We start from the raw sequence: 25,671 nt of genomic DNA on the forward strand, positions 1-25,671 counted from the left end.
AAGGCCGGTCATCACGACCGGCCTTTCCTCAATCGAACAGCTCTTCCAGAAAGCTCTTCTTTCGCTTTTTCTGATAATATCGCCCATCGTCCCGATAGTCGCGGTCGGGCCGGTAGCTGGGCTGGCTCACCGGGGCGGCTGGCATGGCTTCCCGCGCCGACCGCTCGATGATCTTATCCAGTTCGCCCCGGTCCAGCCAAACGCCTCGGCATTGCGGACAATAGTCGACTTCCACCCCCTGCCGGTCCGTCATCGCCAATCCGACATGACAGACCGGGCAGAGCATGGCCGATACGGCCTGTGCGTCACGCATCCGCTTATTCCCGCTCGCCGGTCAGATTGAGCAGCATCTGGAACAGGTTGACGAAGTTCAGATAGAGCGACAGTGCACCCATCACCTGCATCTTTTCCGCCATTTCATGGCCGGCATAGGTGAAATATTCCGACTTGATGCGCTGTGTGTCCCAGGCGGTCAGGCCGGTGAAAATCACCACGCCCAGGATCGAAACCACCATCGCCATCGCCGAAGAACCGATGAACAGGTTGATGAGGCTGGCGACGATGATGCCGATCAGGCCCATGATGAGGAACGATCCCATTTTCGTGAGGTCGCGCTGCGTCGTATAACCCCACAGCGCCATGGCGAGAAACATCACCGACGCGGAGAAAAAGGCCTGGGCGATGCTCCCGCCTGTAAAGATCAGGAAAATGCTGGCCAGCGATACGCCCATCACCGCCGAAAAGGCGTAGAAGGCCATGCGTGCACCCGCAGTCGTCATTTTCTCGATGCGGAAGCTGAAAAAGAACACAAAGGCCAGCGGCGCGAAGATCGCCACCCATTTGAGCGGCGTGCCAAAAATAGCGGCGGCCAATGCGGGTGTGTTGCCGACAAATGCAGCCACGAGGCCGGTGATAACCAGACCAATGCCCATATTGCGAAAAACGCCCAGCATATGCGCGCGCAAGCCGGCATCGACCTGCACCGTCTGGCTGGCATCATAGCCCGGCATGCGAACGGGATTATTCACGGCGTTAAAACTCCATCCTTCCAAAACACACAGGATCGAGCGGCCCAGCGCGGTCTTCGGTGGAATGAAGGGGGCAACAATCCCCCGAACCTGCACCGAGCACACTCGATGCGGTCCGACATCACGGCTGGAATTGTCCAACCGCCAGAGGGGCCCGGCCCGCAACGGCAATATCGGAAGTCAAACGGCCCAGCGCAAGGGATCGGTGCATCAGCAATACTTTGTTACAATCGACAGTGCGGCCCCATGCGGTTCATTAAAAAAAACTGGCCGTCATTTTCCTTCAGGCGAGGATGAAGAGGATGCAACATTGTGCCCACATCCTGCGCGACATTCAGGCGAAACGCGCCTGCGTATAAGACCCCCCGGAGCAATCTTCCGCCAACGGCCACCGCCGCCATCCCTTCTCCCCGTTGACGCCCGGCGCTTCTGGCCGCATGGCTCCTCGCCATGTCCGAAGACCAGCATATCGCCGCACCGCTGCGCCTGTTCAACAGCGTCACCCGTTCGACCGAGTCCTTCGCGCCGATCGAACAGGGCCATGTACGCGTCTATAGCTGTGGTCCGACCGTCTATAATTACGCCCATCTCGGCAATCTGCGCGCCTATGTTTTCACCGACACGCTGCGCCGCACTCTGTTATGGAAAGGGCTGGCCGTCACCCACATCATCAATATCACCGATGTCGGCCACCTCACCTCCGACGCCGACGCGGGCGACGACAAGATGGAGGCTGCCGCCCGTGCCCAGGCCAAGAGCATCTGGGACATAGCGGCGCACTATACAGACGCCTTCAAATCCAATGTTGCCGCGCTCAATATCATCGCGCCGAGCGAATGGACTGTCGCGACCGATTATGTCCCGCAGATGATCGCGTTCGCAGAAAAAATCGCGCCGCATCATTGCTACGAACTGGAAACCGGCCTTTATTTCGACAGCGGCACCGTGCCCGACTATGGCGCGCTGGCGGGCGGTCGCGATGACGCCGCTCATGCCCGCATCGATCCGGTCGCGGGCAAGCGCAACGCATCCGACTTCGCCATCTGGCGCAAGTCTCCGCCAGGCGAGCAGCGGCAGATGGAATGGGATTCCCCCTGGGGCAAGGGCGCACCCGGCTGGCACCTTGAATGTTCGGTGATGAGCCAGGCGCGGCTTGGCCACCCCTTCGACATCCATACCGGCGGCATCGACCATCGCGAAATCCACCATCCCAATGAAATCGCTCAGAACCAGGCGTTCCACGCAGCGTGCTGCGGCGAACCGGACGCGGCGACGGCGGGCTTCACGGGCGCGCGCTGGTGGATGCACAACAACTTTCTCGTCGACCGCCAAGGCAAGATGAGCAAGTCGAAGGGCGGCTTTACCACGCTCTTCTCCCTGATCGACGCCGGCATACACCCGCTCGCCTATCGCCTGCTCTGCCTCGGCGCGCATTACCGCAGCGAACTGGAGTTCAGCGCGGAAGGGGTGGGCGCAGCTCTCACGCGCTTGAAACGGCTCGTCATGGGCGTGGAGGCCCTGAAAGCCAGGGCCGAAGGCGTGACATGGCAATCGCCGCGCCTCGACTTCCTGCGCGCCAACCTTCACCCCAAGTTGGCGCCATTGCTCGAACAATTCGACGCCGCGATCAGCGACGACCTGATGACGCCACGCGCGCTCCCGCTGCTGGAGGAAGCCATTGCGCTCAAGAAAGTGCCCGTCGATGAAAAGCTCTGCCTGATCGCAGCCTTCGATTTCGCGCTCGGCCTCAATCTGCTCACGCTCAACCGCGCCGATCTACGCCTCCAGTCGAAGGACGCGCAAATCACGCCGGAGGAGATCGAAGCCGAACTCGATCGCCGCCAGAGCGCCCGCGCCAGCAAGGATTTCGCCCTGTCCGACGAAATTCGCGATGCGCTCGCCGCACGCGGGGTGGAGGTGATGGATGGTGATCCCCTGCGGTGGGATTGGCGCCTCTCTCTATAAACATTATTTATCAAATATTTACTTGATTCGATATGCGACGAGCCGTTTCCGTCCACCGTCGATCCGACTGGACAGAAATGAGCAAAAGTATAACTTTCTCTGCATGTTCCAACAGTGGTTGACGATCATGGCCGCCTTGAGCGGTGCGGCGATAACGCCTGCCGTTGCCGCGCCCCAGTCTGCGGCCGAGGGTACGCCCACACAGGCGTTCATGTTCGAAACCGGCACGACCCTGCTCGCCAAATGCCGAAACAAGGCGCCGGAATATGCACTCGCCTGCACCGCCTATATCGTCGGGGCAGTGGACGGCATCAAGAAAGATGTGTTCCTGGGCCGCGCCCGCCCTAATTGCTGGCCCGCCCAAATGAAGGGGGAAGACGTGCGCCGCGTCGTCGTCGCCTATCTGGAACGCTATCCCGACCAGCGAAAAGCCCCTGCCTCCGTGCTCGTCAGCGTGGCGCTCAACGAACGCTATTCTTGCGATAAATGACGTCGATCAGCCTGATCGAAGCAATCCATTAGCGCTACTCCACCTAAAACCGCTATAAACTTGCCTTGATCGCTGCTTCATCGTAGGTGCGGCGCCTATTTTCATATGTTCAAGGAGACTCGTTGTGGCGGCGAAGTGGACGCCGGAAAGCTGGCGCAGCCAAGAGGGCATCCAGATGCCCGAATATCGGGACGCGGCGGCGCTGGCTGCTGTGGAGACCCAACTTGGCCAGTTTCCCCCGCTCGTCTTTGCCGGCGAAGCGCGCAGCCTGAAGGCGGAGCTTGCCAAGGTCACGACGGGCGAAGCGTTCCTGCTGCAGGGCGGCGACTGCGCGGAAAGCTTCGCGGAGTTCCATCCGGACAATATCCGCGACACCTTCCGCGTGCTGCTCCAGATGGCGGTGGTGCTGACCTTCGCGTCGAAATTGCCGATCGTGAAGGTCGGACGCATGGCGGGTCAGTTCGCCAAGCCGCGCTCGGCCGGGACGGAAACCATCGGCGGGGTCGAACTGCCCAGCTATCGCGGCGACAACGTCAACGATATCGCCTTCACGCCCGAAGCGCGCGAGCCAGATCCGCAGCGCATGGTCCGCGCCTATAACCAGTCGGCGGCAACACTCAACCTGCTGCGCGCCTTCTCAACCGGCGGTTATGCCAGCCTCGACCGTGTCCATGGCTGGATGCTGGATTTCATGGGCCGCAGCCCGCTCGCCGCGAAGTTCGATGCGGTGGCCGACCGGATCGGCGAAGCGCTCGACTTCATGCGTGCCTGCGGCCTGTCGCCCGAAACCGTGCCGCAGCTTGGCGGGACCAGCTTCTACACCAGCCATGAAGCCTTGCTTCTTCCTTTCGAGCAGGCGCTGACCCGGCAGGATTCGCTGACCGGCGATTGGTATGACACGTCCGCGCATATGCTCTGGATTGGCGACCGCACGCGGTTCGAAGGCTCAGCGCATGTCGAATATCTGCGCGGGATCGGCAACCCCATCGGCATGAAATGCGGCCCCAGCCTGGAGCCGGATGCGCTCATCCGCCTGCTCGACATTCTCAATCCGTCGCGCGAAGCCGGGCGTATCACACTGATCACCCGCTATGGTCATGACAAGATTGAGGCGGGCCTACCCAAGCTCGTTCGCGCGGTCCTGCGCGAAGGGCATCCGGTCGTCTGGTCCTGCGACCCGATGCACGGCAACGTCATCAAGGCGGCCAATGGCTACAAGACCCGCCCCTTCGACCGCATTCTCGCAGAAGTGCGCGGCTTTTTCGCCGTGCACCGGGCGGAAGGTAGCTTCGGTGGCGGCATCCATTGCGAGATGACGGGCCAGAACGTGACGGAATGCACAGGCGGCGCGGTGGCGATCACGGACGAAGGCCTGGCCGACCGTTACCACACCCATTGCGATCCGCGCCTAAACGCGGCGCAGAGCCTGGAACTCGCCTTCCTCCTCGCCGAAATGCTGAACGAGGAACTGAAAGAACGCCGCGCCGCTGCATAGGTGCGCTCGGTCTAAGAAATGGCCTTCGCCTTTTAAGGGCGGAGGCCATTTTAGTTAGGCGACAATGTCAGCTTTGGGTGGATTGCGGGCTATCCGCTCTCTTCAACTCCGGTCGTCTGAATAGCCCCTGAGCCTTTCGAAGGAGCGTATCGAAGGTTTGATGTCACGCAACACCCTTCGATATGGGGTTTATGTTTCGGCACGTCCGTCATTGATCAAAGCCATCCCTCAACCCTCCAAAACCGGATGCCTCAACCGCAATTCATCCGCCAACGATTCCACCGCTTCGATCTCACCGAAGCTGCCGGTCGGACTCAGCGCCCAATTACAATGCGGATGTGTTGCGCGCGCATAGAACTTCACGCTACCGATCCGCTGCCGCCAGCGATGCTTGGCCCCACCCCGCTCCCGCACAAGCCGCGCGATCATCAGGTCGATCATCTGATCAGCCGTCATCCTGCACGTCCGTCTTGCCAGACCAGCAGCCCGGCTCGTCCAGATAGGCTTCCAGCTCACGCCAGTGCCTGTCCCAACCCGGGCCGCGACGATTGGCGGGCACCTGCGCTTCAACCATGCGTCGGGCACGGCGCACCGGATTGTCCTCCGGCTCCCGAAGACGATGCAGAATCGTCTTCACTTTCGGATCCTGCTCGCCGTTCATCACACCTTCCTTTGACGCCTGCGCGCTATAGCATCGCACCGGCAAGGGAAACTGCTTTTGCCCGCTAATTCTCCACAATGGCGTGACATATGCGAGGCTAAGCGCCGACGCTCCTACTCGGCCGCCATCGCAAAGTCTGCGCGCGGCAGGTCATTGGCCAGGGCTTCGGCCAGCGCGCTCACCAGCGCCTGCATCCGCGACAGTCCCGGCCCCGGCTGCTCCAGCGCGATGTCGAGATAGAAAGCCCGGTCTATTTCCACTTGCAGCGCATGGATCGCATGAGCCGGTTTGCCATGCCGCTCGATCATATGATCCCCGGCATAGGGATGGTTCTGCGCCGCCAGGAAGCCATGCCCCGCCGCCACATCTCCGGCCAAAGTCGTCAAACGGGCGGCCGCCGTTTGTCCGAACCGGTCACCCAACACCAGCGATGGCGACATCTGTCCTGCGGCAGCCGGTGGCAGCGGCGGCATGGAATGCAGATCGATCAGGATGGCATGGCCGTGCGCGTCCCGCGCCGCTTTCAGCAGGCGGTCAAGTACCGCATGATAAGGCCGGTGGACCGTGTCGATCCGCCGCGCCACCTCCGCCCAGGGAAGCGGCCCGCGCCACAGCTCCGCCGCGCCGGTCAAACGCCGTGGGATCAGCCCCAATCCTCCGCGCAGCTTCTGGCTGGTCCGCAACGCCATCTCGCGCGGCAGACCCGTCACCATGCCGGGGTCGACTTCCCGTTCATGCCGATTGAGGTCGATCATTGCACGAGGCGCCCGCGCCACCACTACGCTATAGCCCCTTTCGATCAACGGCAGCGCCAGTAGGTCGGCCCAACGATCCTCCAGCCGCCGCAGCACCTCAGGCCCGACCCGCGCTCGCGCCAGCAAATCGGAATCATAGCTCCGTCCGGCATGCGGAATGGACAGAACGATCGGATGTGCCGGCACGTCCGATCCGTAACGGTCGAAAGCGGGGTTGTTTTCCACCGGGCGCGGCGGCAGGAAATGATCCACAGGGTTCCTCTCGGCGTCGGGCGCCAAAAATGGTTAGCTCGCTGGATAATATTTACGACTTGTCGCATATATGTCCGCTTCATGCCACCCCGGCGGGCGGAGTGGCTTTGCGATTGCGAACCAAGGAAAAGTTGGGATCATGGTCCGAATTCTGCTGGCAGAAGATGATGACAGCATGCGTGCCTATCTTGCGCGCGCACTGGAAAAATCGGGCTATGAAGTCGTCGTCGTCGCCAATGGCGCAGAGGCGGTGCCGCATATTGACAGCGACCGCTTCGACCTGTTGCTGACGGACATCGTCATGCCGGAAATGGATGGCATCGAACTGGCCCAGCATGCCGCATCGGTCGCGCCGGACATGCGTATCATGTTCATCACCGGCTTTGCTGCCGTCACCCTGCGCGCGGGGCAAGCGGTGCCGCAGGCAAAGGTCTTGTCCAAACCATTCCACCTGCGTGATCTGGTACTGGAAGTGGAACGCATGTTCGGCACGGAAAGCCTGACCGGCCTCAACTAAGGGTCTCAGTCGGGCACGACTTCCTGCATGTCGGGCGTCGGATCGAGCGGAACCCCCGCCATCGCCGCATCGAACCTTTCCCGATCGAGCCCTTTTTCCCAAGCCGACACGATAATGGTGGCAACGGCATTGCCGATGAAGTTGGTAAGGCTCCGGCATTCGCTCATGAACCGATCGACACCCAGGATCAGCGCCATGCCCGCGACCGGCACAGATGGCACGATGGACAGGGTAGCCGCCAAGGTAATGAAACCCGCCCCCGTCACGCCCGCCGCACCCTTGCTGGAGAGCATCGCGACCAACAGCAGCAGGACCTGCTCTTGAAGGCTTAGATGCGTGTCCGTCGCCTGCGCGATAAACAGCGCGGCCAGCGTCATGTAAATGTTCGTCCCATCAAGGTTGAAGCTGTATCCCGTGGGCACGACCAGCCCGACCACGGATTTGCGGCATCCGGCCCGCTCCATCTTCTCGATCAGGCTGGGCAGCGCAGCTTCGGATGAGGATGTGCCCAACACCAGCAGCAGTTCCGCCTTCAGATAGCGGATCAAATGCAGGATGTTGAAACCGGCCAACCAGGCCGCCGCGCCCAGCACCACAAGCACGAACAGCAGAGAGGTCAGATAAAAGGTCGCGACCAACCCAGCGAGATTGGCGAGCGTCCCCATGCCATATTGGCCGATGGTGAAGGCGATGGCGCCAAAGGCACCAATCGGCGCCGCCTTCATGAGCAACGCGACCAGACGGAAAATCGCATGGCTCGCCGAGTCCAGCACGCGCAACAAGGGCGCGGCCTTGTCCCCGATCATCGTCAGGGCAATCCCGAACAGGATCGCCACGAACAGCACCTGCAATATGTCCCCGTCCGCAACGGCCGACACCAGCGTCGACGGTATGATGTTGATCAGAAAGCCGGTCAGGGTCTGGTCGTGGGCTTGATGGGCATAATCCGCGACTTTGCCGCTATCGAGCGTCGCGGGATCGATATGCAGCCCCGCCCCCGGCTGGACGATATTGCCGACGATCAGCCCCAGGATCAGTGCCAGCGTGGAGAAAAATAGAAAATAGCCGAAGGCCTTGGCCGCTACGCGACCGATCGCGCCCAGTTCCCTCATTCCGGCGATGCCGGTCACGATGGTCAGGAAGATCACCGGTGCAATGATCATCTTCACAAGCTTGATGAATGCGTCGCCCAAAGGCTTGAGCGCGATTCCCGTGGAGGGCCATATATAGCCCACCAGCACGCCCAGAGCGATTGCCGCAAGAACCTGGATATAGAGCTGCCGATAGAAAGGCAGCCGCGGTGTCGCCTGTATGGGGGACGATGAAGATGACAGCATGATTGTGAGCGTTCCGCGTTATGGCCGCAAACATATGAGCCGCGCTCGCGCTGTCCAGATGTTTGATGCCCAGGACGCAAATTCCCGCTTGCGCCACTCGCCAGCCGCCGCTATTGGCGCAACTCCCGTGGGCGTGTAGCTCAGTGGTAGAGCACTGTGTTGACATCGCAGGGGTCGCAAGTTCAATCCTTGCCACGCCCACCATCGAAAACCCCGTCAAATCAATGGTTTGGCGGGGTTTTTGTTTGCCCGGAGCGGACCGTGAGGTGAGCCCGTGCCCAGCGGTTTTTGGGCAAATCCTGGGCAAATCCGGGTCTCTTTTGGCAAATTCTGGGCATGCAAATGCCGGGCGATGGGTGCGAAATCCCGAGTCGCGTACACCGCTGAAACTATCTCGGACGGCAGGCGATGTGCCTCCGTCAGTCGCGAGCAGGGTCGTTCCCGCAGCCGCGCAGAAGCCGTCTAAGCGCTGCTCACCCATCACGGCATTTGTCGGCCGACACATCCCCGCATTGCCACGACCCCGGGCGCCCCCGTGACGGATGAGCCCCATCCTGTCGCACGGCACGCTGTTCCGGTTCAGCATGCGCCTGCACCAAGCCGGACGACAGCACTCACCAGATCTTCACGAAACCTGACGCGCCTCACGCTGAAGCATTCGGAGTGAAACTCCCGGCGCAAGCGCGCGATCAGATGCAAAAGGAAAATAAGATGCTCTCCATCCGCGCCCGTGGGAAGAACGGGATTTATTACATCCGAGGCATCGTGACGCTTGGCGACAAGCATATCGAGGTCAAGGAGTTCAGTTCAGGAACGAGCGACCGCGATGCTGCGTCGCACCTGATGGCCGAGCATGAGACCAAGTTGCGCCACCGGCTGATGTTCGGGCCCGCCGCCATCGTGGCGCAAGGCAAGATAGCCGACGCGTTTGAAAGCTACCTAACGAAGGCGAGGCCGCCTTGCGCGTCTGACGTCCTGCGCATCGGCAAGCTCAATGGCCTGATCGGAGACTTCAGCCTGCGCGAGCCCAAACAGGCATGGGAGCATTTCCGCCGTGCCTATCTGACCGGCCACGATCCGGCGGGTCAGGATCGGTATCGCGCCGTGTTCCAGGCCGCGATCAACGTCCATCACGAACTGCACGACCTTCCGCCGCTGCGCATCAAGGCGATCCCCTTCAACAATGAACGGGTGCGCTTCCTCAGCAAGGAGGACCGCGACCGGCTGATCGCGGCCTACTCACCGCACATACAGCCGATCATCACCCTGCTCGCCTTCCATGGCCCACGCATCCAGACTGCATTGCAGTTGCCGTGGGGTGTCGAGGGCGTTGATATGGAGCAAGGATCGATCCGGCTTAACCACAGCAAGAATGCCGTCATCCGATCCGTGCCGATGCATCCACGTGTCATGGACGTGCTGCGCCCGATCTGGGAGAAGCGGGGCCAGCCGACAACGGGGCATGTTTTCCTCAACCGGTTCGGTAAACCCTATCAGGACACCCGCTTGGCGAAGATTCCCGGCGGCAATCCGATCAAGAACCAGCACGCCACTGCGTGCAAGCGCGCGGGGATAGAGGATTTCACCGTCCATGACTGGCGCCACCACTGGGCATCGCACTGCGTCATGGCGGGCATCGACCTCATCACCATCATGAACATGGGCGGCTGGAAATCGCTGCGGATGGTCCAGCGCTATTCCAGCGTCAGCGTCGATCACATGCGCGAGTCCATCAACAGGCTAAGCTGAGGTGGGGTCGTCTGGACCAAGGCGAGATTTGGGGCACGCCGCGCGGTCTGCTCCATTTTCGCGCGAAATAATAACTCCAAACGATCAACGAAGCCACTGGAAATAGCACCATTTGATGCTATATTTCGTGCCTGAAAAGGAGCAGTTTTATGCGGACTACAGTCGCTCTCGATGATGAACTTGTCGCGAAGGCACAGGCTTTCACCGGCCTGACCGAAAAATCGTCACTCGTTCGCGAAGCGCTGAAAGCCCTCATAGAAAGGGAGAGCTCAGCGCGGCTTGTCCGCCTTGGTGGCACTGAGCCTCATGGTGAAGCCGCGCCACGCCGACGCCCCGATCCTGTATGATCTTGGTCGACACTTCGGTCTGGATTGATCATTTGCGTCACGATGATCCCGTCCTTTCCCAATCGCTCAGCAAACGGCAGGTTCTCTCCCATCCTTTCATCATCGGGGAGTTGGCACTGGGCAGCCTTCGGCAAAGAGACCTCATCCTCGAAGCGCTACGTGGATTGCCGTCAGTTATTGTCGCCCACGACGAGGAAGTTCATGCCTTTATAGACCTTCATAGGCTCTTCGGTATTGGCATCGGCTACATCGATGCACACCTGCTGGCAGCAACCCTTCTAACGCCTGACGTGCAATTCTGGACACGTGACAAGCGGTTGCGGGCCGCGGCCTTGCGTCTGGGCGTGGATGCGAATCTGGATCACTAGGCCGTGTGGACGAATTTGATCAAGCATAGGCCTGCGGCGAAGCTGACGATTGATCTGAAGTTTTCGGCGGTTTTCTCGCACCTGAGAGCGACGCGCTTGAAGCGTTTGAGGCGTCCGAAGCCTTGCTCGATACGGCCGCGCGCCTTGTAGAGCGTCCTGGCGAAGAAGGCGGGCTGGTTCCTTTCGTTGGCCTTGTGCGGGATGACGGGAGCGATGCCCCGCGCCCTTGCAGCAGCCCGGTTGGCTTTGCTGGAATAGCCCTTATCGGCGATGGCGGCGCGTGGGGATATGTCCGGCCCGATGTCGAGCAGGGTCTCTAAGTGGGTGCAGTCCGAGGCTTCGCCGCCGGTCAGGTCGAAGGCGATCAGGTCTCCGCAGCCGTCCGCTTTGCCGTGGATCTTGGTCGTGAACCCGCCGCGCGAGCGACCGAGCGCCTGGCCCGCTTGCCCCCTTTTGCACCCGCTGCCGACACATGCGCGCGCACGACCGTGGAATCGAACATCTGGATCAGGTGCGCTGACGGGCTCATCGCGGCCAGCGTATCGAAGAAGGCTTCGAACACCCCGGCCTTGCTCAACCGGTCGAACCGCTTCCACACCGTGTTCCAGTGGCCGTACTCCTTGGGAAGCGCCCGCCAGCGCACATTCTCCACCGTGAAGAAATGCAGCGCTTCCAGAAACTGCCGGTCGTCCGCCGCCTTGCGTCCCCGGCGCGGCAGGCACGCCCGGAACACCAGCAGCGCATTTTCCCAATCTTCCTCGCGCATCCGTGTCGACAACGCTTCCGACCTCCATGACAGTCGGAAGCGTATGAATCAGAACAGATTCATCTTGGGAATCGGAAAATCTCTTCAACCCCAAATTCGTCCACACGACCTAGCCTCGGCGGCTTAATCTCCGGCACCGGCCTGGGCGGAATCCAGTTGAGCCGCGCGGTGCCTTTTAGGCGCTGGCTGAACACCATATTCTTCAAACAGTCTGAAAATCTGGTATCAGCTGCAAAGCCAAACTGGCGGGCGATGAAATCGGCAAGCAAAGCATCCGGCGTGTGCTCTGGTAGACCGTTCAGGGCGTAATAATCTTCAATCTGCCGCCTCGCCGACCGCCAGATGGAAGGGCAAGAAGCCAGTGTGTGTCTGGTGAGGCTATCCTGCGGAGATTGGCACTCTTTATCTCCGCGCAAAATGCGGAGAATATGGCGACATACATAACCGCTGGCCCCAGTTGTGCTGGAAATGGGATCAGCTCGCCGCGGTCAAGGCACTGTCCCGATAGGCCTGCTCGCTAACCCGCATCGCCGACAAGCGTGGTACAGCGCTCGCCGGTAAGGGCCAATACTTGGCCTTGGACTGTAATTGCGGCCTCGGCCTCCGCCGCAAAAGCCGGTAGCCGGACGGTTTCGACGGCCTGTGCGAGGCTGCCCGTCAATTCGGCAATCGCCGCCTCCGCATCGCTTTGAGGCAGGCCGATCGTGCGCGCCAGCGTCATGAAATCTCGGCGCGTCAGCCGATCATCCTTGCCGTTGAGCTTGAGCGCCATGCGGTCGCCGGCAAGACCCGGGAATACCCGCGTCGTGACGGCATCATAAAGCGGAGCGAAACGAACCGAGGTAAATGCCTTGGCATCCGGTTCGGCGATTTTGAGCAGCGCGAGGTTTTTGAGGTGCATGTCGCCATCGGCAATCAGCCAGGCGAAGACCGCGCGGCGGAAGAGAATGTCGAGATCGGCCGCAGGGTCGGTCGACAGCGGCCGCAGTCCGCGCGCCATCCGTTCTATCGTCCCATCATATTTGGCCGAAGCGGGAAGATCCAGGATCGAACAGAAATCCTCAAGCGCGATCCGCCTTTGATCGCCCGGTCCCTGGCGGATGTCAAAGCGTTCCACGATGAGCGCTGGGGCCATGCCATCGGGCATCGCCATCAGGGCGACGTCAGGCACCGCAAAGCCGGCGGCTCGGCCAAACGCAAGGCAGAGCCATTCCACGATCGGCAGCATCTCGAAGCCAGCGGTGCCTGCCGGCTTGAGGATATGGGTGAATGGCAGATCGATGGCCGGGAGGAGTGCACCATCGGGCGCCAGATGCATGGGCGCCTTGATCTGGACACCCGACAGGCGCGGCGTTTCCGCGCGAGCGAATATTCGCGCGAGGTTCTGCTCGAAGCCCTCCTCGATCGCGCCGCGCGCCGGGCCATCATAACGGCCGGTGAAGCGGCCTGCGTCGATAAAGCCCTTCAGCCTCGTCGTGAGAATGTCCGCCGGCAGTGCCTCCAGCTCGTCGCGGGCCTCGACCACGGTGATGTTCGACATATATCGCCTGCCACGCTTCAAAGCCTCGCGCTCGTCGCGTTCATGAAGCACCTGGGCGAGCCAGCCTTCCGGTAAGAGAGATTCGACAAATGCCGGGAGTTTCCCGGGTGTTGTCTCCCGGACGAGCGCCGGTCCTGAACGCCGGGTCGGCTTCCAGCGCCACTCAAAGCCGTCATGAGTCAGGCGGCCGAGCGGCTCACCGTGCCAAGCGATCACCAGATCCAGCGCCGCCTTGTTGACGGGTGCTTTGGATACGCTCGGCTGCGCCAGGAGGAAGCGTTCAGCACCTTCGCCTTCGCGATACCAGCCATTTCCCCGCGCTAGCGCCCAGACTGCATCGGCGGCACTCTTGGGCGTACCATACTCTTCCACGAGGCGCGTGGCCATCTGCACGCGCATCTCGGCAGTAATGGCGCTGGCATGTTCGCTGCGCAGGCGAAAGGCTTCCAGAAAGCGCTGCCGGGGCGAGGATGCGTCGATGCGCAACTCGCCCAGATCGTCACCCACTACCGCTGACGCGGTCGAAGGATGCGGCGGCGCTTCGTTCTGGACGATCTCCAGGCTGCGCAGCCTCGTGCGTTGGTTGCGCCTGCCGCTGATAAAGAGCCGGCCGTCGGGTGTCGGCGCAAGCAGCACGGCGCTTGCCGACGACAGATAGGCATGGGGATAGAGATAATGAGCGATGCGGATCGCATGGTTCATTATGGCGGCGTCTGCATCGACATTTTGATCGACATATACGCCTCGCACGAGCTGGACGAACTCGCCGGCTTGCGCGCGCTGGTGCGCGCGCTTGGCATCGATCGTCTCGCCAACCAGATGAATCGTCATATGATTATCTCGCATGTCAGATGCGCGATAATCCCACTGTTGGAATTGATGGGCAAGAATTATCTCGCATCTCACATGCGCGACAATTCCAAAGCCCATCGTGGAGCGCTCAGATTGTCCGTCGTCAGAACATTTGGCACAACTCGCGGCGTAAATTAGCGGAGTGTGGGCCTCGTCCTGGGGATAATATTAAGCGGCGAGCTTGCGGTGCAGCAAGCGCCGATGTTCGATGGTCTTGCGTTTGATCCTTTCGCGTTGTTTTATGATGGTTTCGGCCCTGCCGAAGTAGGCGTCCGCCGGCGTCACATTGTGCAGGCTCTCGTGGTATCGCTGATGGTTGTAGCGCTCGACGAACGCTTCGATCTGGGCCTCAAGGTCGCCGGGCAGGAAGTAGTTTTCCAGCAGGATGCGATTCTTGAGAGTCTGATGCCAGCGCTCGATCTTGCCTTGGGTCTGGGGATGCATCGGGGCGCCGCGTACATGGCTCATCTTCCGGGCCTCGATATATTCCGCCAGTTCGCCTGCGATATAGCTGGGGCCGTTATCGCTGAGCAGTCTGGGCTTGTGTAGGACCGTGGCGCTGTCGCAGCCTGAGGCCTTGAGCGCGAGGTCCAGAGTGTCGGTGACGTCTTCGGCCCGCATGTTGGTGCACAGCTTCCAGGCGATGATATAGCGTGAGAAGTCGTCGAGCACGGTCGACAGGTACATCCAGCCCCAGCCGATGATCTTGAAGTAGGTGAAGTCAGTCTGCCACATCTCGTTCGGCCGGGTGGTCTTGGTGTGGAACTGATCGGCGGCCTTGATCACGACATAGACCGGGCTGGTGATCAGGTCATGGGCCTTCAAAAGCCGGTAAACCGTGGCTTCGGACACGAAGTAGCGCCTCTCATCGGTAAAGCGCACCGCCAGTTCCCGGGGGCTCAGCTCAGACTGCTCCAGGGCCATCTCGACGATACTTCTTGCGCGATACGGTTCCACACCCGGCTCGGCGCCGAGGGCCGATCCTCCAACGCCTCCGGCCCGCCTTCGAGGAAGCGATCGTACCAGCGGTAGAACGTCCGGCGGGCGATGCCGAGCTGGTCCAGCGTGTGCTTGGCGGGCAGGTGCGACTGCTCGACGATCCTGATGATCTCGAGCTTCTCGGATGCGGGATACCTCATTCGTCGTCGCCCCCATCCGCGATCATGCTTTTTTTGAGCAGACGGTTTTCCAGCGTCAGGTCGGCAACGCATTCCTTCAGAGCGCGCGTCTCGCGGCGCAGGTCCTGCACCTCGCCGGTGGTCGCGGCCCGGGCGGTGTCACCAGCGAGCCGGCGCTTGCCAGCTTCCATGAACTCCTTCGACCAAGGGATAGAGCCAATTGCATTGATCTGACGCGACCGCCAAGATCGGCCAGATGATTGCTGAACAGCCTGATGAAAGCCCCGTCCTGCGGAGATCGGCGCTCTTATCTCCGCGCATAATGCGGAGATAAAATCTTTTCCGTGCGGAGAATATGGCGACATATATTTTCCAACGGGACGGCTGACCCCAGTTCCACTGGAAACAGGATGAGCTTGCCGACCAGCTTGCCGTCGTCAGCCGTCACCAGGGACGGCTGATTGGCGGGATGGAAGCGTTGCACTCGCAGGGGACGAATTGTCAGACGAAGAAATGGCGGACTGGTTCCGCCAGCACACTCGCCAGGCTTCAAGGCTACCCATGGTTCTCGACAATCTGCTCCTCGACAATGACGATATTCGACGTCGAATTTCTGTTGCCGCAGGCCAGTCAGATCTTGCGGATCGGTCCAGGATATTGACCGACACGGCCGTCTGCGGTGAGCAAGACGATCCCTTCGACCATCGACTGGGCGATCAGCAGCCGATCAAAGGGATCCTTGTGAATGGGCGGCAGCCCGTCGATCGCGACAGCATGTTCGCTAGCCACAAGCAGTTCGCCATAGCCATTGTCCAGTAACCCGCGTCGCAACAGCCGCGCATCGACGGCGAAATCCTCCCGCCCCAATGCGCTCTTGATCGCGACCTCCCACAGGCTGGCCGCGCTGAAGAAAAGGTCGTTATCCTTGTCCTCGATCAGTTCGCGCGCTTCCACCGGCAAGCGCTCCGGAAATCCCGCGGCCCAAATCAACAAATGCGTGTCCAGCAACAGCTTCACGACTGTCCGCCAAACAGCGCCTCTATCTCCTGCTCACCCATGCGATCGAAGTCATCGGGCACGCGCAACTGCCCCGCCATGAAGCCCAGCCTTTTCGCCTTGTCGCAATCAGGCGCGCTGAGCGGCACGATCTTGGCCACTGGCTTGCCAGCCTTGGCAATGATGAAGCCGCCACTGCTAGCGACCCGGTCGATCAATCGGGACAAATGGGTCTTGGCTTCGTGGATGTTGACCGTATCCATAAATACACTCGTTTAGCTTAGTTCACAGAACTTAGTTTAATGCTTCACCTTCTGAAGTGCAATAACCCTTAACAAAGTCGCTTCATCATAGTTTCCAGCGGCGCTCGCCAATCGGACAAGGCTGGCTTCGACGACGGCATGGATTTGCGCTGCCATTTGACCGGGACCATGACGTCATCCGTTCATAAGTGCGTTGCCCCGGATCCTCAGGACCATATGCGTGATAATGTCCTTTCTCACACCCTGACGGAAATCCGATAAGGGCGTTTAACCGCATAAGAGGTCTGCCGCGAAAGGGGTATCCCATGACCGACGACGAGTTGCCCGAGGACAACCCCGCCGAACGTGTCCAGGCCGAAGCGCTAGCGATCAGGCCCCCCACGGGCGGTCTTCGCTTCGAGGCGTATCTTCCCGGCGCTGGCCGACTGGATGCTTGAGCGCATCGCGCGCGGCATATTCGTCGATCCTTCTGAAGCGGTGTTCGCGATCGTGCGAACCTATAGTGAGCTGGAACCGCACTGCGATCTTCGCGACGAACTGCTATGCCGAATGCTGGACGCATCGGCGGACGAGCTCGAATGGGCCCGCCCCGCCGACGAGGTGTTCGCCGAGTTGCGCCGCGGACTGGCCGCACCCCGCCCCAAGCCGGCGCGATGGGCGAAGGTGGCACGATGAACCACCTCGCGCGTCCTCGTCCGACTTGGCATTGCCGGCGCTGATCGCGTCTGACGACGCCACGCGGCAGCGCGGCAGCGCTACCTCGAGTTCTTCGCGGTGACGATCCGCAATCCGCATACGCGCCGTGCCTGCGCGCCTTTCGCACCGCCTTGGTAAAAACCTGGCGGCGATTGCGCGCTTCAGCCGGACTTAAGCCCATTCCTGCGCTTGGCAGCGAACATTCGATCACCTTCAAGAAAGGCCTCCAGCATCGCCGGTATCAATTCCGTGATGGGTTCCTCCCTGCCGTAAGTCTGGCTGTATAACACCGCATATTCGACAATTGCCTGATGGAGGTGTGGGAGGATCGAAATTGTGCACTTCACCGGCGTCCGATCAGGTATGCGCGGCAGTTTCAACTCAGCCATATTCCACTCCTATTCTTTCCATGGAGGAAGGACGAGATCACGGTGAACCAGCAATCGTACCGGCGTTCCCGGACGAATGATGATCGTCGGCTGCACCTGAAGATTGCGCGAGGTGATCTGATCGCCCGCCCGGGACACATTCTGCTGGGCCGCCTCGCGGAGAGCGCGCACAAGATCGCTCTCCCCGGAAATGGAGAGATTGGCGCCCACACCCAGCAAGGTCGACATCGCCACGCCCTGCAGCAATCGCAGACTATGATAATCGACTTTGTCCGCCAGTCCCGCATGGCCGGATGCGTCGGTCGCCGGCGCATTGTCCAACCGGATTGCACTACCATCGGGCATGACGATACGTTGCCAGAGGACCAAGGCGCGGTTCTGCCCGTAGCGGATGGCGCTGTCGTACCGGCCAATCAGCCGTGCTCCCTGCGGAATCAGCAAAGTTCGCCCAGTTGGACTGTCATAAACACGTTCCGAAACCTGAGCGGTCACGAGGCCAGGGAGGTCCGATCGCATGCCAGTGATCAGGCTTGCGGCAATCACGCTGCCGGCTGACAATATGTTGGGCGATACGGGCGGTTCCAGCCTGTGCGAATTGATGTCGCTCTCCGCCTGAGACGACATCATGAAACGCTGCTTCCTCTCCTGTCCGTTTGGATCGAGATCCTGATCGGGCGCCGACGCCTCTGGCACCTTTGCAGCCGGTGCAACCGGCGACATTGCCGCGAGTTCGGCGCTGGCTGATGCTCCACCCTTTTGCGCGGCGACTGCCAGCAAGGAAGACTGTCGGGCAGCCTGCAGATCGGCTGCGGCTTTTTCGCGTGCGACAGCCGCAGCTCGTGCATCAGCGTCATCGGGCCGTATACCAGCCAAATCCTCTCCTTCTCGTTGCCGCTTCAGGATGGGGCGCCCCAGATCACCCGGCAATTGCGGTCCCAGCTGCGGCACCGCATCATAGCTTTTGGGTAATCCTGCCAACCGATCCGATGGCAGGCGCGAAGCCTCCGCCTCATTCATCGACATGTCGATAGCCATGGGTCTATGCGGCGCCAGTGCCCACCACATCGTGGCCGCCATTCCGATGGCGAAAATGGCGATACCGCCCACCAGAATATTGCGCCTAAATCTCAATGCTCTCACCGGCTGAGCCCGCATTTGCAGTGCTGCCGGATTTTCCTTTGGCCGGACGTCTTCCGTCGATGGGTGAGCAGCGCGCTCTTCCCGCCGTTCGTCGCTCGGCGGGGTTTCGGCAGGCGTCTCCGATCCGCTCATAACGCCCTCCGCCGCCGAGTTGAGCCAGTACGTGTGATCCTCACAACCTGCTGCTTCCTGGTGCCAAAACGCAGTTCAGCCTGATCGAAGATCCGGTCGACGAGGTAGAAGCGACCCTTGAGCCGATAATTGACAAGCTGCGCCTCCCCCTTGCCATCCACCAGAAAAAGTGGCGGCACATCGCCAACGACGATCGATGCCGGGAACTCGATATAGGTCTGGCGACCGTCATCAAAAGCGCGGAGCGGACGCCAGGTCGGCGTATCGCCCGAAATCTCATAATTGAAATGCAGTTGCTCGACCTGGATTCCGGCCGCGATGGGTTCGGCGGGACGGGCTGCATCATTCGCGCGGCGCAGTGCCAGCAGGGCATCTTCGGGATAGTTCCACGAAATGCCCGTGAGCGCGGTCCGTCCAGTGCTGACCAACGCCAGATGATAGGCACGGCGATCTGTCATGATGAGCAAGTTGGTCGACAAGCCCGTCAGGCTGGGTTTGACCAATATATGGGTCCGCTTGGTCGGCCCGCTGCCGCTGGACGTATCGCCTATGACCCAGCGAACGGTATCCCCGCTTGCGACGGAGACGAGCATTTCTCCCTGCTCCAGCGCGATGTCCGTTATCCGTTCGGGCGCGGTGATCAGCTTGTAGATCGTCCCTGCCGAATAAGGGTAAATCTGTACCGAATTCAGGAACGCATCGCTTTTGGGGCCCAACGTGGCATTGCGATTGGCGTGCTCGACATTTGCCAGGTCACGATTCTGCGCGTGCGCCGGCCTGTTTGCCCCGTCGGCGATGGCGGACGCTGCAATGATGGTCAGCATGGCAAACGAAATGGTTGATCTATAGATCATGGCTGCGCCTCCGTCCTGTCGACCGATGGGTTGGAAATAGCTGGTTGCGCCGCCGGTGTCGGGGACGGCGCCCGTTGCGCCTGAGAGGCGTCACCCTCTATCTCCCGGCTCCAGTCAATCGCATCAACATAGATGCCGAGCGGATTACGGCGGAGATCATCGGCGGTTCGCGGAACCTTGGTGACGATGGTCAATATCGCCGTCCAGCGCGACGAGCCGGCTTGGCTTCCCCGCTCATATTCGCTCTCGGTCCATTTCACCTGAAAGGATCTGTTCGACGCGCGCAGGACGCTCGTCACCTGCACCGAAGCCGTCTGTTCACCGATCCGGGCGAAGGGTTGCCGAGCCCGCGCATATTCCCCCAGGAAAATGGCGCCCCGTTCGCTGGCAAAATCATAAGCCTGCAACCAGTTCCTGCGCATCAGCACAGGATCGAGCGACACGCCGCGTACATTCTCTATGAAGCGCGCCAGCTGATAGGCGATTTGCGGATCGGTCGGCCGATAGTCGGCCTCGGCCTGCGACACCGCCCTCGCCTCACCTAATCGATCCACCTCGACGACATAGGGCACCACCCGGCTTTGCAGCGATTGCCAGATCAGGCCAGACGCCGTCGCGCTCGACAAAGCCAACATACCGAAGGCCATCAATCGCCAGTTCCGCGCCTGCACGCGCGCGCTCCCGATCCGCTCGTCCCAGAGCTGGCCCGCGCGCTGATAAGGCGTTTCGGGCGCGGAAGTCTGACCATAACGCTGGACTGCCCGTCGAAAGATCATCTCAGTCGTCCTTTTCGTGAATGTCGGGGGTCACGGACGCGCCACCGCGATCGCCTTCCTTCAATGTCTGCGCGGCAAGGTGACGGTGATGGCGCCCGTCCTGCCGGCGTTGCATCGCCTGCGCCCAGTCCGGTACATCGCCCTGATGCGTCCCGGATGGTTTTGCGCCGCCCGTTCCCAGCGCCGACCAGGCCGCCTCCCGTCCACGCTCGGCCGCATCGGCGATACCCAGACTGCTTGCCGCCTTATTGCGGACGGCATGTCCGGCGGCGGTGGCGACGCCACTCAGTCCGGCGGCCACGCCCGGCGAGCCGGACGTTTCCTGGCCTAGCTTGTAGGCTGCCTGCGCCGCTGTCCCCATCATGGTGCCGGCCTTGATCGCGGATAGTGCGCCACCGGCAAGCGCTCGGCCGCCGCCGGCCGCGGCAGCGCTGCCGAGAACCGCGACCCCGGCGGCACCAGCCGCGCTGCCAACGGCGGCGCCCGCTCCCAATTGCGGCGCTCCGGCGGCCAGGCCCGATGCCATGGCCGGCGCAAAGATACCGAGGCCGAACAGGGCCAGCGCCGCCAGCACCAGGCTCATGGCCGCGCCGATATCGGGTTCCTGGCCCTTGAGGGCGCCAACCATCTGCGAGAAGAAGCCGGAGCCGATCCCGACGATCACGCCCAGCACCATGACCTTGATGCCGGAACTCACGACATGACCCAGTACGCGTTCAGCAAGAAAGCTCGTGCGGTTCCAGAGCGCGAAGGGAATGAGGATGAAGCCTGCCAGCGACACGAGCTTGAACTCGATCACGGTGACGAACATCTGCACGGCAAGGATGAAGAAGGCGAGGATGACGATCGCCCAGGCGAACAGCAATATGGCGATCGTCAGGAAATTGTCGAAAAAGCTCGTAAACCCCATCAGATTGGATGCCTGGTCGAGCAGCGGCCACGCCGCCTCGAAACCGGCTCCGGCCAGCCTTCCGGGCTTCAGCAGATCCTCTGCCGAAATACTGCCTCCACCCGCCGTCAGCCCGGCGGCGGCAAAGGAGCGGAAGATGATTTCGGAAAGAGAGGAAAAGCTGTTGATGATGAAGGCAAAGGCGCCAACGAAGAGGATTTTCTTCAGGAACCGCCCGATCACATCCTGCTCGCCGCCCATCGCCCAGAAGAGCCCTGCGAGGGTCATGTCGATGCCGATGAGCGTCGCCGTCAAAAACCGCACATCACCGCCCAGCAGGCCGAAGCCGCTGTCGATATAGGCGATGAAGGCCGCGAGAAATCGGTCGATGACATTGAGATCATTCATGAGACGGGGTCCTCATGGACTTTGGTGTCGCGGAGCCCCGCTGCGAGAGGGGCTGTTGATGAGCGAGGCTCCGCGACGAGGCAGCGTCCGGCCGTGGGGGAGCGGCGGGACCGGCGCTGCCTCATCTCAATTTCGGTTATAGGCGGTGCCGGATCCCAGAAATTGCCTGGTCGCCGCCCGGCCATCGGCCTCGGCCTGGATCCGGCGCGCCTCCTCGACCGCCTGCGCACGGAAATGGGCGGCCATCATGTTCTGGAGTTGAAGCTGCTGCTTGGTGGCCAATGCCAGCAACTGGTTGGTCGCCTGGGCCGCCTGCAATGCGCCCTCGGCGTCCTGGCTCTTTCCTACCAGCGTTTCGATAGCATCAGCATCCTGGGCGACATTGCCCACCACCTGCGACTGAACCCGCATGCTTTGCTGATAGGCTTTCCTGGCAGCGTCAAAGCGCTCCCGCGCCGATACAAGGCGCTCGTCGCTGCGCATCGCCACGTCATAATTGCCCGGGAAGAGCCGCTTGAACTGCGTGTCGAGCGTGTCGATCCGGAAATCGATCCCCTGGGCGGCCGCCATCAACCGATCGACGGCGCGTAATTTATTGGTCAGCTCGGTGAGTTCGGGAAAATTGATACGACTCAGATTTTTCGCCATGTTGGTCAGCATCGACGCTTCATTCTGGAGCGACTGGATCTGCTGGTTGATCTGCTGGAGGGTCCGGGCAGCGGTCAGCAGGTTCTGGGCATAATTGGCGCTGTCGAATACGGGGATGGCATAGGCGGGCCGGCTGTGGAGGAGCAGTCCCGCTCCCATGGTACCGGCGGCTCCCCATGCGAGAGCAGAAACCACAAGATATTTACGAAGTGGAAGGCGCGCTTTCATCTCATTTCTCCTTGGACTGGAGGGGAGCGGGGGGATTCAAAAAGCTCAAGATCGTCCGCCGCGGCAGGGAGGCCGCAGCCGCGCAGGAAGTGGCCAGCAAATCCATCGAGACCATGTTCGGTGACGATCGCATCGATCCGGCTTTGGCTGTCGGGGTCGGACGCACCGCAGAGCGCCAGGGCGACCGGTCCCAGGTCCAGTTCGAACAGACGGTTGCCCCGTTGGGACTGAAGGTAATAATGCCGCTTGGGCGTTGCGCGGCTGATGAGCTCGATCTGGCGCGCATTGAGGCCGAAGCGCTCATAGGCTGCCCGCGATTGCGGTTCGACCGCCCGATCATTGGGAAGCAGGATGCGCTGCGGACAGCTTTCGATGATGGCGGGCGCGATGCTGCTCTCGCTGATATCGGCAAGGCTCTGTGTCGCGAACAGCACCGCCACATTCTTCTTCCGGAGGGTTTTCAGCCATTCCCGGATGCGCGCGGCGAAGAGTGGATCGTCGAACAGGCTCCAGGCCTCATCCAGGATCATCAGTGTCGGCTGGCCATCAAAGCGTTGCTCGATCCGATGGAACAGATAGGTCAGGACCGGAGCGGCCAAGCCCTTGCGTCCCATCAGCGCCTCGGTTTCGAAACATTGGACATCGGCCTGCGCGAGCCGCTCCTCCGCAGCGTCCAGATATCCGCCATGGCTGCCATCCAGCATATAGGGCGCGAGCGCCAGCCGAAGGGCATTGGACTGGAGAAGAAGCGACAGGCCGGTCAGCGTCCGTTGTTCGACAGGGGCCGTTGCCAGGCTGGAGAGCGCCGACCAAAGCGCGTCCTTGATCTCGGGGGTCAGCAACACGCTTTCCTGGGTGAAAATGCCGCCCAGCCATTCGGCCGCCCAGCTGCGCTCGCTGTCCCTGTCGATGTTGCGCAACGGCTGGAAGGAAAGCAGATTACCTTCCCCATCACCGGCGCCCAGCGCATGATGGCTGCCCCCCATGGCGAGCATCGCGGCGCGCGCCGAGCGGCCCATGTCGAATATGATGATGCGGGCGCCGGCATAGCGGCGGAACTGCAAAGCCATGAAGGAAAGGAGAACCGATTTCCCTGCTCCGGTTGGCCCCACCACCATCATATGCCCCACGTCTCCAACATGGGTCGCGAGGCGAAACGGCGTCGATCCGCTGGTCTTTGCCTGGAAAAGCGGCGGCCCTGCGAGGTGGCGATTGCCATGAGGCCCGGCCCAGACGGCGCAAAGCGGCATCAGATGGGCAAGATTGAGGCTGTGCACCAGAGGTTGTCTGACATTGGCGTAGACCTGCCCGGGCACGCTCGACAACCAGGCTTCGACTGCATTGACGCTTTCGCGGATGCAGGTGAAACCAAGGCTGTTTACGACCCGCTCGACGGCACGGACCTTGGCATCCACCGCCGCGCTATCACGATCCGTCACCGTGATCGTCGTAGTCAGATAGCCGAAGGCGACATGATCGCCGCCCAGCGCCTGCAGAGCAAGGTCCGCGTCGATCACCTTGTTGTCTGCGTCGCTGTCGAGCAGCTGGGCCGGTTGATTGTACATCACTTCGCGCAGCAGCGCCGTCACAGATTTGCGCTTGTTGAACCATTGCCGCCGGAGCTTTGTCAGGGCGCGGGTGGCATCGCTCTTGTCGAGCGCGATGTAGCGCGTGACCCAGCGATAGCCGAAATTCTGGTGATTGAGGGTGTCCAGCAAGCCGGGCCTGCTCATATTGGGGAAACCGAGCAAACTCAGCGTGCGGATATGCTGCCCGCCGAGGCGGGGTTCGAGACCGCCGACCAGCGGCGTGTCCGCCAGCAGGCCGTCGAGATAGAAGGGTGTCTCGGGGACATGCACGCCATGATCCCGGTCCGACACGGCTGCATGGAGAAAGGCCAGGGTTGCGGCATCGTCCAGCGGCTGGACTTCAGGCATGAAGGTGCCGAACAGATCGATGATCCGCCCTGTCTCGGCAATGAAGCCGCCGAGCGCCTGGCGCCAATCACGCTGCCTGCCCTTCCCTTCGCGTTCGACAAGGTGCCGTCCCGCCGCATCGCTGCTGTCAGCAGGCGGCAGCCAGAGAAGGGTTGCGTGATACGCGCTTTCGAAATGCTGCTCGTGCGACGCGAATTGCGCACGCCGTTCCTGATCCACGAGCCAGGAAGCGGGATCGCCAAAAGCGCCGTCGGGATAGCCCTGCGCTTCCCGTCTGCGCGCCTCAAAGAAAATCGCCCAGCCCGAACCGAGCCGTTTCAACACATTATTCGCGCGGGCGCAGGTGGCAACCAGTTCCGCTTCCGTTGCGCTCTCGAGATCTGGACCCCGGAAACGGAATGTCCGCTGAAAACTGCCATCCTTGTTGAGGACCACGCCGGGCGCGACGAGCGCGGCCCAGGGGAGATGGTCGGCAATGCGATCGGCGCGGGACCGATATTCAGAAAGGTTCAGCATGCCCAATATCCCTTCTGGCGGAGATGGCGAAGCAGGACGGGCGCGAAGTCGGGATCGCGGCGGGTCGCTATGACCGCAATGCTGTGCCCGATCGCCCATGCAGCCATCCCGACCAGCCATTGCTGAAGGCCAAGGCCGATCGCAGCGGCCAGGGTGCCATTGAGGATCGACAGGCCCCGAGGCGCCCCGCCCAGCAAGATGGGGGAGGCGAGGCTCGCATGGATGGGCACCTCGAAGCCTTCGATCGCGCTCATGCCACAAGCGCCCCGCCACCGAAGCTGAAGAAGGAAAGGAAGAAGGAGGATGCGGCAAAAGCGATGGAAAGGCCGAAGACGATCTGGATCAGGCGACGAAACCCGCCTGATGTTTCGCCAAAGGCGAGCGTGAGGCCGGTCGTGATGATGATGATCACGGCGACGATCTTCGCCACCGGTCCCTGCACCGATTCCAGCACCTGTTCGAGCGGCTGCTCCCAGGGCATGCCGGAGCCGGCGGCATGCGCAGCGGCCGATGCCATGGCAAGGCCAGCGGCGAGCATGATGGCGACGGACCCCGCCCC

The 25,671-nt window shown here is 61.4% G+C and carries 28 protein-coding genes, 1 tRNA gene and 3 pseudogenes; 11 read left to right on the forward strand and 21 right to left on the reverse strand.

Annotated features, from left to right (window positions below; genetic code table 11):
- Positions 1–28: 28 nt before the first annotated feature.
- Both LDB26_RS14370 and LDB26_RS14375 read right to left on the reverse strand, forming a co-directional pair.
- On the reverse strand, positions 29–313 hold the full coding sequence (locus tag LDB26_RS14370; RefSeq protein WP_257538912.1) for a zf-TFIIB domain-containing protein: 285 nt from the start codon (positions 311–313) through the stop codon (positions 29–31).
- A gap of 4 nt (positions 314–317) precedes the next feature.
- Positions 318–1,010, reverse strand: coding sequence for a Bax inhibitor-1/YccA family protein (locus tag LDB26_RS14375; protein WP_062068099.1), 693 nt, complete (start codon positions 1,008–1,010; stop codon positions 318–320).
- 468 nt (positions 1,011–1,478) lie between these two features.
- Here LDB26_RS14375 and cysS point away from each other — a divergent pair, with 468 nt between their 5' ends.
- The 3 genes from cysS to LDB26_RS14390 all read left to right on the forward strand — a co-directional run bounded on the left by cysS (position 1,479) and on the right by LDB26_RS14390 (position 4,978).
- Positions 1,479–2,993, forward strand: coding sequence for a cysteine--tRNA ligase (cysS, locus tag LDB26_RS14380; protein WP_062068101.1), 1,515 nt, complete (start codon positions 1,479–1,481; stop codon positions 2,991–2,993).
- Positions 2,994–3,204: 211 nt separating this feature from the next.
- Positions 3,205–3,483 (forward strand): Rap1a/Tai family immunity protein, encoded by a 279-nt coding sequence (locus LDB26_RS14385; RefSeq protein WP_082635345.1) that lies wholly within the window; start codon positions 3,205–3,207, stop codon positions 3,481–3,483.
- Positions 3,484–3,607: 124 nt separating this feature from the next.
- Positions 3,608–4,978, forward strand: a complete 1,371-nt coding sequence (locus tag LDB26_RS14390; RefSeq protein ID WP_062068105.1) for a class II 3-deoxy-7-phosphoheptulonate synthase — start codon at positions 3,608–3,610, stop codon at positions 4,976–4,978.
- Between the two features lie 228 nt (positions 4,979–5,206).
- Here LDB26_RS14390 and LDB26_RS14395 read toward each other — a convergent pair whose 3' ends face one another.
- From LDB26_RS14395 to LDB26_RS14405, 3 genes are all read right to left on the reverse strand, one after another.
- Positions 5,207–5,434: a hypothetical protein gene (locus tag LDB26_RS14395; protein WP_062068107.1), complete on the reverse strand. Its 228-nt coding sequence runs from the start codon at positions 5,432–5,434 to the stop codon at positions 5,207–5,209.
- Positions 5,424–5,639 (reverse strand): hypothetical protein, encoded by a 216-nt coding sequence (locus LDB26_RS14400; protein WP_257538914.1) that lies wholly within the window; start codon positions 5,637–5,639, stop codon positions 5,424–5,426. Before LDB26_RS14400 ends, LDB26_RS14395 begins: the two co-directional genes overlap by 11 nt.
- A gap of 113 nt (positions 5,640–5,752) precedes the next feature.
- Positions 5,753–6,646 carry an N-formylglutamate amidohydrolase gene (locus tag LDB26_RS14405; protein WP_257538916.1) on the reverse strand — a complete coding sequence of 298 codons (894 nt, stop codon included), beginning with the start codon at positions 6,644–6,646 and terminating at the stop codon, positions 5,753–5,755.
- A 139-nt stretch (positions 6,647–6,785) separates the two neighbouring features.
- Here LDB26_RS14405 and cpdR point away from each other — a divergent pair, with 139 nt between their 5' ends.
- Positions 6,786–7,163 carry a cell cycle two-component system response regulator CpdR gene (gene cpdR / locus LDB26_RS14410; RefSeq protein ID WP_257538918.1) on the forward strand — a complete coding sequence of 126 codons (378 nt, stop codon included), beginning with the start codon at positions 6,786–6,788 and terminating at the stop codon, positions 7,161–7,163.
- A gap of 5 nt (positions 7,164–7,168) precedes the next feature.
- On the opposite strand, the gene LDB26_RS14415 is transcribed toward cpdR, so the two are convergent.
- Complete coding sequence (locus tag LDB26_RS14415; RefSeq protein ID WP_257538921.1) at positions 7,169–8,500, reverse strand: dicarboxylate/amino acid:cation symporter; 1,332 nt, start codon at positions 8,498–8,500, stop codon at positions 7,169–7,171.
- A gap of 129 nt (positions 8,501–8,629) precedes the next feature.
- Between LDB26_RS14415 and LDB26_RS14420 the strand changes: the two genes are divergently transcribed.
- The 4 genes from LDB26_RS14420 (at position 8,630) to LDB26_RS14435 (ending at position 10,964) form a co-directional block, all read left to right on the forward strand.
- Positions 8,630–8,704: transfer RNA gene (locus LDB26_RS14420), tRNA-Val, on the forward strand.
- Between the two features lie 507 nt (positions 8,705–9,211).
- Positions 9,212–10,249 carry a site-specific integrase gene (locus tag LDB26_RS14425; protein ID WP_257538923.1) on the forward strand — a complete coding sequence of 346 codons (1,038 nt, stop codon included), beginning with the start codon at positions 9,212–9,214 and terminating at the stop codon, positions 10,247–10,249.
- A gap of 149 nt (positions 10,250–10,398) precedes the next feature.
- A complete protein-coding gene (locus tag LDB26_RS14430) occupies positions 10,399–10,596 on the forward strand; it encodes a type II toxin-antitoxin system VapB family antitoxin (RefSeq protein ID WP_013041066.1) in 198 nt (65 codons plus the stop codon).
- A complete protein-coding gene (locus LDB26_RS14435; RefSeq protein WP_013041067.1) occupies positions 10,593–10,964 on the forward strand; it encodes a type II toxin-antitoxin system VapC family toxin in 372 nt (123 codons plus the stop codon). The genes LDB26_RS14430 and LDB26_RS14435 overlap by 4 nt, the downstream gene beginning before the upstream one ends.
- Here the strand turns inward: LDB26_RS14435 and LDB26_RS21660 are convergent.
- The 6 genes and pseudogenes from LDB26_RS21660 to LDB26_RS14460 form a co-directional block, all read right to left on the reverse strand.
- Positions 10,961–11,560, reverse strand: coding sequence for an IS5 family transposase (locus tag LDB26_RS21660; RefSeq protein ID WP_373886116.1), 600 nt, complete (start codon positions 11,558–11,560; stop codon positions 10,961–10,963). The two genes, LDB26_RS14435 and LDB26_RS21660, sit on opposite strands and share 4 nt — an antisense overlap.
- Positions 11,524–11,730: pseudogene (locus LDB26_RS21665) on the reverse strand (transposase); the annotation flags it as partial. The gene LDB26_RS21660 and the pseudogene LDB26_RS21665, both read right to left, overlap by 37 nt.
- A gap of 517 nt (positions 11,731–12,247) precedes the next feature.
- Positions 12,248–14,101, reverse strand: coding sequence for a HipA domain-containing protein (locus LDB26_RS14445; RefSeq protein ID WP_257538925.1), 1,854 nt, complete (start codon positions 14,099–14,101; stop codon positions 12,248–12,250).
- Positions 14,102–14,290: 189 nt separating this feature from the next.
- Positions 14,291–15,446 (reverse strand): annotated as a pseudogene (locus LDB26_RS14450) (IS3 family transposase); the annotation flags it as partial.
- A gap of 424 nt (positions 15,447–15,870) precedes the next feature.
- A complete protein-coding gene (locus LDB26_RS14455) occupies positions 15,871–16,257 on the reverse strand; it encodes a type II toxin-antitoxin system VapC family toxin (RefSeq protein ID WP_257538926.1) in 387 nt (128 codons plus the stop codon).
- Complete coding sequence (locus tag LDB26_RS14460; RefSeq protein ID WP_257538927.1) at positions 16,254–16,499, reverse strand: type II toxin-antitoxin system Phd/YefM family antitoxin; 246 nt, start codon at positions 16,497–16,499, stop codon at positions 16,254–16,256. The genes LDB26_RS14455 and LDB26_RS14460 overlap by 4 nt, the downstream gene beginning before the upstream one ends.
- 305 nt (positions 16,500–16,804) lie before the next feature.
- Here LDB26_RS14460 and LDB26_RS14465 point away from each other — a divergent pair, with 305 nt between their 5' ends.
- From LDB26_RS14465 to LDB26_RS21670, 3 genes and pseudogenes are all read left to right on the forward strand, one after another.
- On the forward strand, positions 16,805–16,936 hold the full coding sequence (locus LDB26_RS14465) for a hypothetical protein (RefSeq protein ID WP_257538928.1): 132 nt from the start codon (positions 16,805–16,807) through the stop codon (positions 16,934–16,936).
- Positions 16,929–17,174 (forward strand): hypothetical protein, encoded by a 246-nt coding sequence (locus tag LDB26_RS14470; protein WP_257538929.1) that lies wholly within the window; start codon positions 16,929–16,931, stop codon positions 17,172–17,174. The genes LDB26_RS14465 and LDB26_RS14470 overlap by 8 nt, the downstream gene beginning before the upstream one ends.
- Positions 17,175–17,199: 25 nt before the next feature.
- A pseudogene (locus LDB26_RS21670) lies at positions 17,200–17,306 on the forward strand (integrase); the annotation flags it as partial.
- A 50-nt stretch (positions 17,307–17,356) separates the two neighbouring features.
- Here the strand turns inward: LDB26_RS21670 and LDB26_RS14475 are convergent.
- The 9 genes from LDB26_RS14475 to LDB26_RS14515 all read right to left on the reverse strand — a co-directional run bounded on the left by LDB26_RS14475 (position 17,357) and on the right by LDB26_RS14515 (position 25,650).
- Positions 17,357–17,584: a DUF2274 domain-containing protein gene (locus LDB26_RS14475; RefSeq protein WP_257538930.1), complete on the reverse strand. Its 228-nt coding sequence runs from the start codon at positions 17,582–17,584 to the stop codon at positions 17,357–17,359.
- Between the two features lie 9 nt (positions 17,585–17,593).
- Entirely contained in the window at positions 17,594–18,856 is a 1,263-nt protein-coding gene (locus LDB26_RS14480) for a TrbI/VirB10 family protein (RefSeq protein ID WP_257538931.1), read from the reverse strand.
- Entirely contained in the window at positions 18,853–19,710 is an 858-nt protein-coding gene (gene trbG / locus LDB26_RS14485; protein ID WP_257538932.1) for a P-type conjugative transfer protein TrbG, read from the reverse strand. The genes LDB26_RS14480 and trbG overlap by 4 nt, the downstream gene beginning before the upstream one ends.
- A complete protein-coding gene (gene trbF / locus LDB26_RS14490; RefSeq protein ID WP_257538933.1) occupies positions 19,707–20,486 on the reverse strand; it encodes a conjugal transfer protein TrbF in 780 nt (259 codons plus the stop codon). Before trbF ends, trbG begins: the two co-directional genes overlap by 4 nt.
- Position 20,487: 1 nt before the next feature.
- A complete protein-coding gene (gene trbL, locus LDB26_RS14495; RefSeq protein WP_257538935.1) occupies positions 20,488–21,783 on the reverse strand; it encodes a P-type conjugative transfer protein TrbL in 1,296 nt (431 codons plus the stop codon).
- A 126-nt stretch (positions 21,784–21,909) separates the two neighbouring features.
- A complete protein-coding gene (gene trbJ / locus LDB26_RS14500; protein WP_257538937.1) occupies positions 21,910–22,659 on the reverse strand; it encodes a P-type conjugative transfer protein TrbJ in 750 nt (249 codons plus the stop codon).
- The gene (gene trbE / locus LDB26_RS14505; RefSeq protein WP_257538939.1) at positions 22,656–25,112 is read right to left on the reverse strand and encodes a conjugal transfer protein TrbE; all 2,457 of its coding nucleotides are present in this window, start codon (positions 25,110–25,112) and stop codon (positions 22,656–22,658) included. The genes trbJ and trbE overlap by 4 nt, the downstream gene beginning before the upstream one ends.
- On the reverse strand, positions 25,106–25,366 hold the full coding sequence (locus tag LDB26_RS14510) for a VirB3 family type IV secretion system protein (protein ID WP_257538941.1): 261 nt from the start codon (positions 25,364–25,366) through the stop codon (positions 25,106–25,108). The genes trbE and LDB26_RS14510 overlap by 7 nt, the downstream gene beginning before the upstream one ends.
- Positions 25,363–25,650: a TrbC/VirB2 family protein gene (locus tag LDB26_RS14515; protein ID WP_013041095.1), complete on the reverse strand. Its 288-nt coding sequence runs from the start codon at positions 25,648–25,650 to the stop codon at positions 25,363–25,365. Before LDB26_RS14515 ends, LDB26_RS14510 begins: the two co-directional genes overlap by 4 nt.
- Between the last annotated feature and the right edge of the window lie 21 nt (positions 25,651–25,671).

This window comes from Sphingobium sp. CFD-1 (genome assembly GCF_024611115.1).
In the GTDB taxonomy this organism is placed as follows: Bacteria; Pseudomonadota; Alphaproteobacteria; order Sphingomonadales; family Sphingomonadaceae; genus Sphingobium; species Sphingobium baderi_A.